A 14030-nucleotide genomic window follows, 5' to 3' on the forward strand; every position below is an offset into this window, starting at 1 on the left:
GTGCCCCCTTCGGCCGGATCGGACCCGACCGCGTCCGCCTGCGGTCGCCGCTTGCTCGAGCCTACTGCGCCCCATGGGCGGGGGCACTCACGCGAGGCGCCCCTCCACGGTGACGAAGGAGTGTGCGGGCAGGTGGACCCGCAGCCCGGAGGCGGTGGGCGTGACCTGCTGGTGGGAGCGGGGCGCGACGGCGTCGGGCGCCTCGGGCGTGTTGTGGGTCTGCGGCTTGTCGGCGGTGAGGATGCGGGCGCGGACGTCGGCCACGGCGCCGCCACGCAGGTCGAGGTCCACGTCGATCGGCTCGGCCGCGTCCAGGTTGGAGAGCGAGACGAGCACGCGTCCGTCCTTGCGGCTGGCCGAGACCGAGACGGTCTGCAGCGTCTCACGGGTGGGCACGCCCGCGGGCAGGTCGACCCGCAGTGAGGCCGCGTCCTGGTGGCCCTTGTTCATCTCGAACACGTGGTACGTCGGTGTCAGCACGAGCGCGCCGGAATCGGGATCGGTGAGGATCATGGCCTGGAGCACGTTCACCGTCTGGGCGATGTTGGCCATCACCAGCCGGTCGGCGTGCCGGTGGAAGATGTCGAAATGCACGCCGGCCACCAGCGCGTCGCGCAGGGTGTTCTGCTGGTAGAGGAAGCCGGGGTTGGTGCCGGGCTCGACGTTCCACCACGTGCCCCACTCATCCACGACCAGCCCCACGTTCTTGTCCGGGTCGTAGCAGTCCATGACGTTGGAGTGGCGGGTGATCAGCTCGTCGATCCGCGCGGCCTGGACCAGCGTCCGGTAGTAGTCCTCGGTGTCGAACACCGTGGCGTCGCCCTTGTCCTGCCAGGTGCCCGGGATCGTGTAGTAGTGCAGGGAGAGCGCCTGGTAGAAGGGCTGCGGCCGGTAGGCGCAGCCCAGGTCGCCCAGTGCCTTCATGAGCGTCTCGGTCCAGGTGTAGTCGTCGGAGTTCGCGCCGGCGGCGATGCGGTACAGCTTGTTCTCGCCGTGGTCGCGGCAGTACGTGCCGAACCGGCGTGCCTCGTGGGCGTACTGCTCGGCGGTCATGTTGCCGCCGCAGCCCCACGCCTCGTTGCCCAGCCCCCAGAAGCGCACCCGCCAGGGCTCCTCGCGCCCGTTGGCCTTGCGCAGCCGCACCATCGGCGAGTCACCTTCACGGGTGAGGTACTCCACCCAGTCGCTCATCTCCTTGACCGTGCCCGAGCCGACGTTGCCGCTGATGTACGGCTCGGCGCCGAGCAGCTCGCACAGGGCCATGAACTCGTGCGTCCCGAAGTGGTTGTTCTCCTCGACGTTGCCCCAGTGCGTGTTCACCATCGCGGGACGCCGGTCCTTCGGCCCGACGCCGTCCATCCAGTGGTACTCGTCGGCGAAACAGCCACCCGGCCAGCGCAGGTTCGGGATGTTCAGCGCGCGCAGCGCCTCCACCACGTCCAGCCGGATCCCGCCGGCGTTCGGGAGGTCGCTGTCCTCGCCCACGTAGAACCCGCCATAGATGCACCGGCCCAGATGCTCGGCGAAATGACCGTACAGATGTCGGCTGATCAACGGGCCCTCGACATCGACATTGATGACGGCGGGCACGACGACGTTGCTCATGGGGGGAACCCTTCACCTTATGTATCGATAAAGCGCTGGCAACTTTATCGATACATAAGCACGTGTCAAGGGGGTCGCCGGAGCACCTGGGCCGCGCGTACGCTGCCGACGATCGGGCCCTGTGCAAAAATCCTCCGCGTGGATGCTGCGATCGCACGATTCTTCGGCAACTGACGTCGAACGGCAGGACTTCTCTCGAGGTGCTCGCGCGTGCGATTAACCTCGCTCCGTCGTCCGTCAAGCGCCGCATGGACCGTCTGAAACGATCGGGAGTGATCCGGGGATACACGGTCCTGCCGGCTCCTGATGCGTTCGGAAACCGCCTCGAGGTCCTCATGGAGATCACTGCCGTGGAAGGCATCCAGCGCGGTTCCCTTGCTGATGCCCTGGCTGCGCAGCCCGAGATAGTCCGTGCCTGGACCGGGGTCGAGGAACCGGCGGACAGCCGCCCTTGCCGTGGATGCGGACGTGTTCGTCGTCCAGGCGCAGGTCGAGGTCCTCGACGTACAGGCCGCAGACTTCGGAAGCGCGGGCCGCCGCACACATAGGCCGTGTCGAACAGCACCCGATCCCGCAGCCGGTCCAGCGGCAGGTCCTTGCGTGGCCGCCGCGAGCAGATCACCGCCGGCACCTTGACGACATCGGCGGCCGCGGCCGGGCGCGGCAGGTCCTTGGGCACCTTGACGGTGTCGATCCGGTCCATCGGGTTGGCATCGAGCAGGTCGCGGCGGACAGTGACGAGCAACCGCAGTCAACTCTCACGAACAAAACCAAGCGAGTGACGGGCTCTGTTGGCGCCGACCCGTCGTGATCATTTGCAGCGCCAACGGCTGCCCGCCCTATCCATCTGCCCCGTATCAGCGCAGGTCGTGGAAGAAGGCCCGGACGTCGGCGACGAACGTGTCGGGCACTTCCAGGGCGGGGAAGTGACCGCCGCTGTCGAACTCGCTCCAGTGCGTGACGTGGTAGGTCCGTTCGGCGATCGGGCGCACGGGCAGGGTGATGTCGTGGGCGAAGACTGCTACCCCGATCGGTGGTGGGCAGGGCAGCGGACCGGTAGGACTGTCACGATAGATGCGTGCGGAGGAACCTGCGGTTGCGGTGAGCCAGTAGAGCATCACATTGGTGAGCACGCGATCGTCGCTGATGTTGGAGGCTGGATCGCTCCATTCGGTGAACTTCTCGGCGATCCAGGCCAGTTGGCCGACGGGTGAGTCGGTCAGCGCGTACGCGAGGGTCTGCGGGTGCGTGGACTGCAGCACGTGGTAGCCGGGCCGCTTGGCGAGGTATTGCCGGGTTTGGTCGAGGCGGGCGAGGTCAGATGCGGACAACTCGAGCACGGCGCCGGGGGGTGGGGGTGTGGGCAGGAAGTTGAGGTGTACGCCGACGACGTGGTCGGGGGCGGCCGCGCCGAGCGCGCGGGAGATGGCGGCCCCCCAGTCTCCTCCCTGGGCGCCGTAGCGGTCATAGCCGAGCCGGCGCATGAGTTCGGCCCAGGCGCGGGCGATGCGATGGACGTCCCAGCCTCGCTGGGCGGTGGGTCCAGACAGGCCGAAGCCGGGGATGGACGGGATGACCAGGTGGAATGCCTGGGCGGGGTCGCCGCCGTGGGCGCGCGGGTAGGTCAAAGGGCCGATCACGTCGAGGAATTCCACGAATGAGCCTGGCCAGCCGTGGGTGAGGATCAGCGGGAGCGCGTCAGGCTCCGGCGAGCGCAGGTGCAAGAAGTGGATGTGCTGCCCGTCGATGGTGGTGGTGAATTGCGCGTGCTGGTTCAGCCTGGCCTCGTGCTCGCGCCAGTCGTAGGAGGTGCGCCAGTGTTCGGCCAGTTCTTTCACCCGCTGCAGGGGGATGCCGTAGTCCCAGCCTACGTCCGGCAGTTCGTCGGGCCATCTGGTGCGAACCAGCCGGGTGGCCAGATCGTCCAGGTCGGCTTGCTGGATGTCGATGCGGAAGGGCTGGATCATGATCATCTCTCGCTGTCGTCGGAGGCGGTTGGCGCAGTTCGGTTGGAGTGGTAGGAGCCGACCTCGTTGAGGAAGTGCACGGTGGGGCCATCGACGCGGATCGCCGACAGCGCGGCCCGATAGTGCTGGAACGAGGCCAGGCGATGGTGCGGCGCGGCCGCCGGGTCACCGTCGGATTCGATGATGGCGACGAAGCTCGCCTGGTCGTCGAGTTGGTAGGTCTGGTAGCGCAGCCCGCTGGGGCGGGTACTCGCCAGCTCGTCGTAGACGGCGCGGAGCAGGGTTCGGCTCCGGTCCACTGAATCGGCCCTGACCGTGTAACGGATCATCACGCGCATGTTCGCGTCTCGTCCCATCATCTCGGGATGTCCTGCCGGACTTCATCGGAAAGCACCAGGGGGTCGGTCGGTGGCGTGGCGACGGCCCGCAGGGGGGTCTCGCGGATGAGCCAGGAGACGGCGAAGGCGATCACGGCGAGCGCGGCAGCGCCAACCAGGATGACGTGCAGGCCGTCGATGACGGCCAGCCGAACGGCGTCGGCGGCCTGCGCAGGCAGGTTCGGCAAGAGGGCGGGCGTGAGCTCGCCGCCTGCGGCCAGCCGGTCGGCCGTGGCCGGCCCCAGGTGGGAGGCTAGGCCGGTGTGCATGCGGGCGGCGTACAGGGTGCCCAGGAGGGCGATGCCAAGCGATCCGCCAATGGTGCGTAGCAGAGTGATCGTGCCGCTCGCGGCGCCCATGTCGCGTGGGTCGGCGCTGTTCATGGTGATCAGAGTGGTGCTCTGCATCACCAGGCCGATCCCCGCCCCGATGGGCAGGGTGAGGGCGGAGGCGAGGGCGGCGGGCGTATCGGCGTCGAGCCGGAGCAGGGCCAGCACACCCGCGATCGTGAGGGCTGCGCCCAGGATCGGATAGACCCGGTAACGGCCGTTGGCGCTGATGAGGCGACCGGTGACCAGCTGGGCGCCGAGCATGGCGAACATCAGCGGGAGCAGCAGCATGCCGCTCGCCGCCGGGGAGGATCCTTGGACGAACTGCAGGTACTGCGGCAGGTAGTTGGTCACGGTGAGCATCACCGCGCCGACCAGGAAGCTGAGAATCTGGGCGAGGGTGAAGTTGCGATCGGCGAACAGCCGGGGCGGGATGATCGGCTCGGCCGTACGGCGTTCCACGGCCACGAAGGCGGCCAGGGCGAGCAGCCCGATCGCGCCGAGGATCCATGAGGTCCCGGCCGCCAGCAGGGTCAGGGCCACGATGGCGACGGTCAGCAGGGCCGCTCCGGCGTAGTCGATGCGGGGACGGTAGCGTTCGGCTGGCGGCAGGTGGATGCGGGTGACGATGAGCAGCAGGGCGAGGGCGCCGAGGGGTAGGTTGACGTAGAAGGTCCAGCGCCAGCTGAGGTGGTCGGTGAGCAGGCCGCCCAGCAGCGGCCCGCCGACGTAGGCGATCGGCATGATGACGCCGATCATCGACTGCAGCCGGCCGCTCTCGCGGGGCGGGACCAGCACGCCGATGATGGCCAGCGCGCCGACCATGAGCCCGCCCGCGCCCAGGCCCTGTACGGCGCGGAAGGCGATGAGCTGGGCCATGTCCTGGGCCAGGCCACAGAGCGCGGACCCGACCAGGAAGAACGTGATGGAGGCGACGAAGGTGACCTTGCGGCCGAACAGGTCACCGAGCTTGCCCCAGATGGGGGTGGTGGCCGCGCCGGCGAGCATGTACGCGGTCACCACCCAGGGCAGCAGGTCCAGGCCGCCGAGTTCACCGGCGATCGTGGGCAGCGCGGTGCCCACGATCAGGCCGTCGAGCATGGCCAGGAACATGCCGATGAGCAGTCCGAGAACACCTGAACGTGTCATGGCGGTTCAGGCGGCGTAGGGGCGGGCGGTCCTGGCCTCGCGCAGCGTCTGCGCCCACCAGGCGAGCCGGTCCAGCATGACCTTGGCGGCGGCGTCGGCGGCCGGATCCACGGCCTTGCCGTCGCCGTCGAACTGCGCCCAGGGGTGCTGCAGACCGACGCTGTCGCGGATGGTGACGGCGTGCAGTTCGGCCAGGACGAGCCGCAGGTGTTCGACGGCGCGCAGCCCGGCGGAGAAGGCACCGTAGGAGACGAACGCGACGGGCTTGGCGTGCCACTCGGTGGTGTGCCAGTCGATGGCGTTCTTCAACACCGCCGGGAAGCTGTGGTTGTACTCGGGGGTCACGATGATGAAGGCGTCGGCCGCCGCCATCCGCGGTGAGACGGCCGCCAGCAGGTCCTTGGCCTCCTGCGTGGCGGGCGGCTGGCCAAGCACCGGGAAGACGGTGGGCAGCGGGGTCTCGATCAGGTCGATCAGGTCGGCGCTCATGTCGCCGCGCCGGTCCAGGTGGTCCATGATCCAGTTGGCCACGGCGGGGCCGAACCGGCCGTCACGAGTGCTGCCGAGAATGACCGCGATGTTCAGCATGATGCTCCTTAGGAGTGTACGACGTATTCGCCGCGATACAACGTACACATTGATGTGTACATTGTCTACTTCTGATACGTTGTACACGACCGCGAGGAAGGGACTGGCCAGCATGGCGACCGACAAGAACGAATCTCTATGGGAGCGGCTGGAGCGCCCTTCGCCGGCTCCCCGCCAGACGTTGTCGCCGCAACGCATCGCCGCGACGGCTGTCGCGATCGCCGACGCCGAGGGCCTTGAAGCCATCACCATGCGCCGCCTGGCCACCGACCTGGGCGTCGCCCCCATGGCGGCCTACCGCTACGTGTCCGGCAAGGACGACCTGCTGGAGCTCATGGTCGATCATGTCTACGCCGATCTGCGTTTGCCCCGCGGCCTCGGCTGGCGGCCCAGCCTGCGCGCCCTTGCCGTGCTGACGCGCGAGCTGATGCTCCGGCACCGATGGCTGGCCCAGCTGCCCCCGCAGGCCAAGCTCTCCCTCACGCCGCACCGGATGACCGTGGCCGAGCAGGCTCTGGCAGCGCTCGACGGCCTCGGCCTGGACGCCGACACGATGATGAGCGTCTTTCGCGCCGTGGACGCCTACGTACACGGCGCCATGAGCCACGAAAGCGCCATCAGCACTCTGGTGAGCGAGCAGAGCCTGTCCGGCGGAGCCGAACTGCGCGACGAACTCGCCCCGCTGATGATGTGGCACATGCGGACCGGCCGTTATCCGACCTTCCAGCACTACCTGCGCACCGCCACCCGTAAAGACGACACCTCATGGCAGTTCGACCTCGGCCTGGACTGCCTCCTCGACGGCATCGCCACCCGCCTTGGCATCTGAGCGCTTCCCCGCCGGCGAATTCGAGATCACCACCAGCCCCCCGGCGCGACGACCCCGGGTCCGCCATCGGACCGACTCGATCCAGCCCCGTCAGTCGGCCCGTCTGTGGCTCGTCAGCCACCTTGAGCAGGTCATCGTGCGGCTGCAACAGACCGGCAGCGTCGCCCGAACGCGGACGCAGTTGCTGCTCACAGAATTGATCAACCGAGGCGACTGAGAACGGTTCGAATAATCTGCGAGCTGTGCGCCGGAATATGGAGTTTTCTTGCACGAACGCGCAGGATAGCGGCGAATTGTTCGACATCGTGCAGCCGTCGTGCTTAGCATTCCTGGCGTGACTCAGCCCTCTGCCGCGCTGCTGGCCTCCTGGGCCACGGAGCTCTTCGGTGTCTCGGCGTCCGCCACGTTGCTGCCTGGGGAGCTCGACTGGAATGTCCGGTTGGACGCCGAGGGCGTCCCGGCGTATGTGCTCAAGGTGCATCATCCGGCTACCGACCCATCGGTGCTGGACTTTCAGGACGAGATCCTGGCGCACCTGGCCCGGACCGCACCCGAACTCGCGGTACCGCGTCTCGTCGCGACGGCCGGGGTCAGCTTCGGCGGGCACGCCCGGCGAGCCCGCCTGCTGGAGTGGCTCCCGGGGACCGTGTGGGCCGATGCCGGCCCGCCCGATGAAACGCGCCTGCGCGCGCTGGGCTCAGCCGTGGCGCGCCTGGATGCGGCGCTCGCCGGGTTCGAACATCCGGCACTCGACCGGCCGTACCGCTGGAACATGCGACAGGCGGTGGCGCTGCTCGGGGATGCGCCGTTCGTGGACGAGGCCCTCCGGCCGTTCGTGCACACCACGCTCAACAGGCTCGATGAGCTGCTGCCCGCCTTGAGCGCCCTTCCTCAGCAGGCGATCCACAACGACGCCAACGAGCACAACATCCTGGTCGGATCGGACGGCGGCGTTGCCGGGCTGCTCGACGTGGGGGACGTGGTCCGCGCGCCACGGGTGTGCGGGCTCGCCGTCGCGCTCGCCTACGCCCAGCTCGGCCACGCCGACCCCATGGCGGCCGCGTTGCCGGTGCTCGCCGGCTACCACGCCGAGTCGCCGGTCACACCGCAGGAGCTGGCGTTGTTGCCCGACCTGGTGGACGCCAGGCTTGCGATGAGCGTGGTGAACGCCGCCGTGCAGCGCCGTTCCGACCCGGACAACTCCTACCTGACCATCAGCCAGACGGAGGTACGCAGAGCGATCGGGGCGATCACCCGCGAGCCCCGCGAACTGCGGGAAGCGCGCTTTCGCGACGCCTGCGGCTATCGGCCGATCCCCCGTGAACGAAGGATCGTGGCCTGGCTGCAGTCGGCCGCCTGCGATCCCGCCCCGGTCATCGACCGTAACCTTGCCGCCGATCCGCCCTTGGTACTGAACTGGACGCATACGGATCCGGCGACGATGGCCGCGGTGGGCTCCCAGGTGTCGGCCAGTGGCCACACCTTCGGTCTCGGCAGATATCGGGAGGACCGCGATGTCTACCGTTCGGACGCGTACGCCCCGTCCCGATCGGAAGGGCAACCCCGGACCGTACATCTGGGAGTGGACCTGTTCGTCCCCGCGGGTGAACCGGTGTTCGCGCCGCTGGACGGTACGGTGCACAGCGTCGAGTACCGAGCGGACCCCTACGACTACGGCGGGGTCGTGCTCCTCGAGCACGCCACCGACGACGGCGAGCCGTTCTGGCTGTTGATCGGCCATCTCGGCCGGGAGGTCGTGTCGAGCCTGACGCCCGGCCGGCGGGTACGGCGCGGCGAGCGGATCGCCTGGGTCGGCGCGCCCGCGGAGAACGGAAACTGGCCGCCGCACGTGCACGTTCAGTTGTTCGTCACGCTGCTCGGCCGCTCGACCGACCTGCCAGGGGTGATCGAGCGTGATGACATCGACGTCTGGGAGAGCATCTCCCCCGACCCCAACGTGCTGCTCCGGATACCCGTGTCGCATGTGCCCGCTCGGGACCGGAGCAAGCAGGAGCTGGCCCGTCGTCGTCGCGCGAATCTGGCGCCGTCCTTGTCGCTCAGTTATGCCGATCCGCTGCACATCGTCGCCGGCGACGGCGCGTACCTGGTCGACGCGGACGGCAGGCGCTACCTCGATCTGGTCAACAACGTCGCGCACGTCGGCCATGGTCACCCGCGCGTGGTGAGCGCGCTGGCCGCGCAGGCGGAACTCCTGAACACCAACACGCGATACCTGCACGGGACGATCATCGAGTACGCCCGTCGCCTTGCCGCCACCTTCCCGGACCCCTTGTCGGTGGTGATGCTGACCAACTCCGGCAGCGAGGCGAACGACCTCGCGTTGCGGATGGCCAGGACGGCGACCGGCCGAGAGGACGTGCTCGTCCTCGACTGGGCCTATCACGGCAATCTCGGCTCTCTCGTGGAAGTGAGCCCGTACAAGTTCAACCGGGCCGGTGGCAACGGGCCTGGGCCACGGGTGCGCGTGTGCGAACTACCCGACCCTTACCGGGGCCGCTACGGGGCCGACGGCCCGCGCTACGCGACCGAGGTCGCCGCTCACTGCGCCGACGCACCACCGGCCGCCTTCCTGCACGAGTCGATCCTGGGCTGCGCGGGCCAGGTCGAGCCGGCACCGGGATACCTGGCGGCGGCGTACGCCGGCGCGCGCGAGGCAGGCGCCCTGTGCATCGCCGACGAGGTGCAGTGCGGATTCGGCCGGGTCGGCAGCCACATGTGGGCATTCGAGGCACACGGCGTGGTGCCCGACATCGTGACACTGGGGAAGCCGATCGGGAACGGCCACCCACTCGGCGCCGTGGTCACCACACCGGCCGTCGCACGCGCCTTCCAGACCGGTATGGAGTACTTCAATACCTACGGCGGCAACCCGGTCTCGTGCGCGGCCGGACTCGCGGTCCTGGACGTGCTCCGCGACGAGCGGCTGATGGCGCACGCGGCCGAGATGGGGACGTTCCTTGCCGCAGGGCTGACAGAGCTGTCCACACGGCACTCGATCATCGGCGACGTGCGGGGACGCGGCTTGTTCCTCGGAGTGGACCTGGTCGAGGACCGGGCCACCAAGCGTCCTGCGACTGAAGCGGCGGCGCGCGTCGTGGAACTGGCCCGCGAGGGCGGGGTGCTGCTGTCACTGGACGGCCCGCACGGCAACGTGGTGAAGATCAAACCACCGATGGTGCTCACCCGCGCGGACGCCGACACCGCCTTGACGACCTTGGACCGAGCGCTGGCCATGGTCGGCGACGTCACAGCCTGAGAGAATCAGCTCCCCTTGGTGAGGCGATCGGCCTGGGCGCGGCCCGCTTCGGCGGCTCGGTGCAGGTAGTCGGCGATGATGGCCAGCTCCGCGTCGCCGTACCTCTCCAGCACTTCGGCGAATGCCTTGCCCGGTATGTCCCAGGCCGCACCGATCCTCTCCTGCGCCAAGGGCGTCAAAGCGACCAAAGCCCGCCGGCGATCGGCAGGGTCCGGCTGCCGGATCACCAGGCCCGCCTTCTCCAGTCGATCCACCATGCGGGTGGCGGAGCCGGGCGTCAGGCCGGTCAGCCGGGCGATCTCACCGGTGCTCACCGGCCTCGACTCCAGACCCAGCAGCCCCAGGCACTGCAGGTCGGTGGAGTGAATCTGCAGACGGTCGGCCATCGCCTGGTTGAACAGCACGTACGCCGCATAGTGCCGCTGACTCTCGTTCATCATCCGCTTCAGGGTTTCGGCTCGATTTGACACAGGACGGCCCCATACCTCACATTTATTTGCGTCACGCAATCTTTGCGTGACGCACTTTTTGCGTCACGCCCCCATCTTATCTGTCGCCGACCCCTGAAAGGGGAGCGCATGTCCGCACCCATCCGCGCCGCGCCAGTCCAGGCAGGCAGGCGCTGGGCCGTCCTGGCCGTCATCCTCGCCTCCGCCGTACTGGACCTCCTCGACGCGACGATCACCAACCTCGCCGCGCCCACCGTCGCGGCCGACCTCGGTGGAGGCGAGACCCTCATCCAGTGGCTCGGCGCCGGCTACGCACTGGCACTCGGCGTGCTGCTGGTCCCCGCAGGACGGCTTGGCGACAAGTACGGGCGGCGCCGGCTCTTCCTGATCGGCATCGGCGGCTTCACGATCGCATCCGTGGCCTGCGGGGTCGCGGGCAGCGCGGGCGCCCTGATCGCCGCCCGGATCGTCCAGGGGGCGTTCGGGGCGTTGATGATCCCTCAGGGATTCGGCATCGTGACGGCGGCCTTCCCGCGTGACCAGCTCGGCAAGGCCTTCAGCGCGTTCGCCCCGACGCTCGGCGCCTCGTCGGTCGGCGGGCCGGTGCTGGCCGGGTTCCTGATCCAGGCCGATCTGCTGGGGCTCGGGTGGCGGGCCATGTTCCTGATCAACATCGTGCTCGGCGGAGCGACGTTCCTAGCCGCGGCGAGACTCCTGCCCACCGACGGCGCGCGCTCCGGTGAGACGGTGGTGTCGGTGGACGGGATCGGCGCCGGCCTGCTCGGGGTGGCCATGGTGGCCTTCCTGTACGGGTTGATCGACGGATCCGCCCATGGCTGGGGCCTTGTCCCGTACCTGTGCCTGGCCGGCGGGGTGGCGTTCTTCGGCCTGTTCTGTGTGCGCCAGCGCACCGCCGCCAGCCCGCTCATTGAGCCGTCGTTGCTGCGCAACCGCGGGTTCACCGCCGGGCTCGTGCTCGCCGTGGTCTTCTTCGCCGCCGTCTCTGGCCTGCTGTACGTGATGTCGCTGCTCATGCAGTACGACCTGCGGTTCAGCCCCGTAACGGCGGCGGTCGGCCTGGTGCCGGTGGCAGCCGGCATCGTCATCGCCTCGGTGGCCTGTCACCGGCTCATCGCCCGGCTCGGCCGGGACCTGATCCTCATCGGGCTGCTCACCACGCTGGCCGGCACCGGCTGGCTGCTGTTCGTCGCCTCGGGAGCCCCTCGCGATGTGTGGGCGCTCGTGCCACCGGCGCTCGTCATGGGGCTGGGCATGGGGGCCTGCTTCGGGACCGTCTTCGACGTCACCATGGGCGACATCGATCCGCGCCAGACCGGGAGCGCCAGCGGGTCGCTGACCGCGATCCAGCAACTCGCCAACGCCGTCGGCGCCGCCGTCGTGACCACCGTCTACTTCGGTGCCGGCGATCAGGACGGGGCCGCCACGCGCAGCCTGCTCATCGTGATCGTCGCCACGATCGTCTGCTGCGGCCTGGTGCGGCTGCTCCCCCGTAAGGCTCAGCCCCACCACGCCCCCTGAACAACCCGAACTTAGCCCGGACACGGCACCGTCCGACTTCCGGCTTTCAGAAAGGCATGTCCCACTATGACCATCCTTGTTACCGGCGCCCGTGGCGCTGTGGCCACCGAGCTCATCGCCCTCCTGCGTCAGCGCGGCCTGCCGGTCCGCCCGGCCTCGAGTCGTCCGAGCGACCCGTCGATCGCCACCTGCGACCTGACCGACCCGGCCACCTTCCCCGACGTCCTGGCGGGCGTCAGTTCGGTCTTCCTGTACGCCGAGCCGTCGCACATCGACGCTTTCGTGAAGGAGGCCGTCGCCGCCGGAGTGGAGCACATCGTGTTGCTCTCGTCGGCCGCCGTGCTCGCCCCGGACCCCGAGGCCAACCCGCTGGCCAAGTCCCATCTGGACGTCGAGCGCGCCCTGACCGCCGCCCCCGTCCGCAGCACGATGCTCCGTCCCGGTACTTTCGCGGCTAACGCCCTGGCCTGGTCCTGGCCCATCAAGGCCGGGGCCCCGGTGATCCTGCCCTACCCGGGGTCGTACAACGATCCCATCGACGAGGTCGACCTCGCCGAGGCGGCCGCCGCCGTCCTGACCGACCCCGCCCTGAGCGGCCGGACGTACACGCTGACCGGCCCTGAGTCGATCACGTGCGCCGGGCAGATCGACATCCTCAGCCACGTCACCGGCCGGGACATCACCATCCGCAAGGTCACCCGCGAGGAGTGGAAGGCGGAGATGGCCGAATACGTGTCCGGGCCCATCGCCGACGCGATCCTGGACTGGCAGCGCCTGAACGACGGCGTTCCGACCGAGATCACCACGAACCTCGAGCGGCTGATCGGACGGCCTGGCCGCACGTTCGCCGCCTGGGCCCACGACCACGCGGCCGCCTTCAAGCCCTGACGGGCACCGCGGCTCCAACCACCTCAACCCCCAGGGCGGGCAGTCGCCCGGCACTCCCGCGCCGACCGACTGCCCGCCCTGGGCAGTTGATCAATTGGCGGGCTTGCCGAACCAGCGGGAGAGGTGGTCGTCCAGGTCCTGCTGATCGTCGCCGATCCAGGCGACGTGGCCGTCGGGGCGTAGCAGGACGCACGGAACATCCAGTGCCGCAGTGGGATCCGCGAGGTGATCGACCCGGTCTGACCAGCCGCCGACGGTCAGGCGTTCGGTGCGGTCCAGCAGCAGGCCGCGGCCGCGATGCAGCAGACCGTAGAGGTGGCCCTGTTTCACGTCGATGTCGCGCAGGCGGCGGCCGAGCAGGTCGGGGCCTTCGCCGAAGTCGTAGCGGATGCCGATCGCGGTGATCTTCTCGATCAGATGGCGGTTCACCTCGTCGAAGTCCATCAGTTCGGTGAGCAGCCTGCGCACGGCCTGCGGGCCCGGTTCGGTGGAGTGCAGTTCCATCTGGGCGCGGGTGTTGTCCAGCACGTCCTCGGCGACCGGATGACGTTCGGCGTGGTAGGTGTCCAGCAGTGTTTCCGGGGCCCAGCCGCGGATCTGTGCGGCCAGTTTCCAGCCGAGGTTGAATGCGTCCTGAACGCCCAGGTTGAGGCCCTGTCCGCCGGTGGGTGGATGGATGTGTGCCGCATCGCCGGCCAGCAGCACCCGCCCGACCCGATAACGTTCGGCCAGCCGGGTGGCATCCCCGAAGCGGGACATCCAGCGCGGGGAGTGCACGCCGAAATCGGTTCCGGCGATGGCGCGCAACTGTTGTTGGAAATCCTCGAGAGTGGGCGGTTCGGCGCGGTCGCCGACTCCCGCGGCGGGGACCACGACGCTATAGACCCCTTCGCCGAAGGGCCGGAGCCAGAATCGCTGATGGGTCTCGCGGGTCTCGGTGAGGGGCCACGGTGATTCCGGACAGCCTTCTTATGGGCGTAGAGCCTATGCGGCTGTTTGGGTTGAGAGGGACTCGTTGAGTACTTCCAGGGGT

General features: G+C 68.8%; 11 protein-coding genes and 1 pseudogene. 5 read left to right on the plus strand and 7 right to left on the minus strand.

From position 1 onward, the window contains the following. Positions 1–87: 87 nt before the first annotated feature. Positions 88–1605, minus strand: a complete 1518-nt coding sequence (locus AB0J64_RS12470; protein ID WP_364024817.1) for an alpha-L-arabinofuranosidase C-terminal domain-containing protein — start codon at positions 1603–1605, stop codon at positions 88–90. A gap of 62 nt (positions 1606–1667) precedes the next feature. Between AB0J64_RS12470 and AB0J64_RS12475 the strand changes: the two genes are divergently transcribed. Further along, on the plus strand, positions 1668–2153 hold the full coding sequence (locus AB0J64_RS12475; RefSeq protein WP_364024820.1) for an Lrp/AsnC family transcriptional regulator: 486 nt from the start codon (positions 1668–1670) through the stop codon (positions 2151–2153). 309 nt (positions 2154–2462) lie between these two features. Here AB0J64_RS12475 and AB0J64_RS12480 read toward each other — a convergent pair whose 3' ends face one another. Genes AB0J64_RS12480 through AB0J64_RS12495 form a run of 4 tightly spaced genes read right to left on the minus strand, consistent with a single transcriptional unit; the run spans position 2463 to position 6015 of the window. Next, positions 2463–3572, minus strand: coding sequence for an epoxide hydrolase family protein (locus AB0J64_RS12480; RefSeq protein WP_364024822.1), 1110 nt, complete (start codon positions 3570–3572; stop codon positions 2463–2465). 2 nt (positions 3573–3574) lie between these two features. Beyond that, a complete protein-coding gene (locus tag AB0J64_RS12485) occupies positions 3575–3901 on the minus strand; it encodes a hypothetical protein (protein ID WP_364024825.1) in 327 nt (108 codons plus the stop codon). A gap of 26 nt (positions 3902–3927) precedes the next feature. Next, on the minus strand, positions 3928–5427 hold the full coding sequence (locus tag AB0J64_RS12490) for an MDR family MFS transporter (RefSeq protein WP_364024828.1): 1500 nt from the start codon (positions 5425–5427) through the stop codon (positions 3928–3930). Between the two features lie 6 nt (positions 5428–5433). After that, complete coding sequence (locus AB0J64_RS12495; protein WP_364024831.1) at positions 5434–6015, minus strand: NAD(P)H-dependent oxidoreductase; 582 nt, start codon at positions 6013–6015, stop codon at positions 5434–5436. A gap of 112 nt (positions 6016–6127) precedes the next feature. Here AB0J64_RS12495 and AB0J64_RS12500 point away from each other — a divergent pair, with 112 nt between their 5' ends. Both AB0J64_RS12500 and AB0J64_RS12505 read left to right on the plus strand, forming a co-directional pair. Next, positions 6128–6844: a TetR/AcrR family transcriptional regulator gene (locus AB0J64_RS12500; RefSeq protein ID WP_364024834.1), complete on the plus strand. Its 717-nt coding sequence runs from the start codon at positions 6128–6130 to the stop codon at positions 6842–6844. Between the two features lie 334 nt (positions 6845–7178). Then, positions 7179–10121 (plus strand): aminotransferase class III-fold pyridoxal phosphate-dependent enzyme, encoded by a 2943-nt coding sequence (locus AB0J64_RS12505; protein WP_364024837.1) that lies wholly within the window; start codon positions 7179–7181, stop codon positions 10119–10121. Positions 10122–10126: 5 nt separating this feature from the next. On the opposite strand, the gene AB0J64_RS12510 is transcribed toward AB0J64_RS12505, so the two are convergent. Next, entirely contained in the window at positions 10127–10561 is a 435-nt protein-coding gene (locus tag AB0J64_RS12510; protein ID WP_364024840.1) for a MarR family transcriptional regulator, read from the minus strand. 138 nt (positions 10562–10699) lie between these two features. On the opposite strand from AB0J64_RS12510, the gene AB0J64_RS12515 reads away from it, so the two are divergent. Together AB0J64_RS12515 and AB0J64_RS12520 are read left to right on the plus strand one after the other, a co-directional pair. Further along, entirely contained in the window at positions 10700–12109 is a 1410-nt protein-coding gene (locus tag AB0J64_RS12515) for an MFS transporter (protein WP_364024843.1), read from the plus strand. A gap of 66 nt (positions 12110–12175) precedes the next feature. Further along, on the plus strand, positions 12176–12997 hold the full coding sequence (locus AB0J64_RS12520; RefSeq protein WP_364024846.1) for an NAD(P)H-binding protein: 822 nt from the start codon (positions 12176–12178) through the stop codon (positions 12995–12997). Between the two features lie 90 nt (positions 12998–13087). On the opposite strand, the pseudogene AB0J64_RS12525 reads toward AB0J64_RS12520, so the two are convergent. Continuing rightward, a pseudogene (locus tag AB0J64_RS12525) lies at positions 13088–13939 on the minus strand (FAD-dependent monooxygenase); the annotation flags it as partial. Positions 13940–14030 lie beyond the last annotated feature (91 nt).

The organism is Nonomuraea sp. NPDC049695, from assembly GCF_040674955.1.
Taxonomy (GTDB): domain Bacteria; phylum Actinomycetota; class Actinomycetes; order Streptosporangiales; family Streptosporangiaceae; genus Nonomuraea; species Nonomuraea helvata.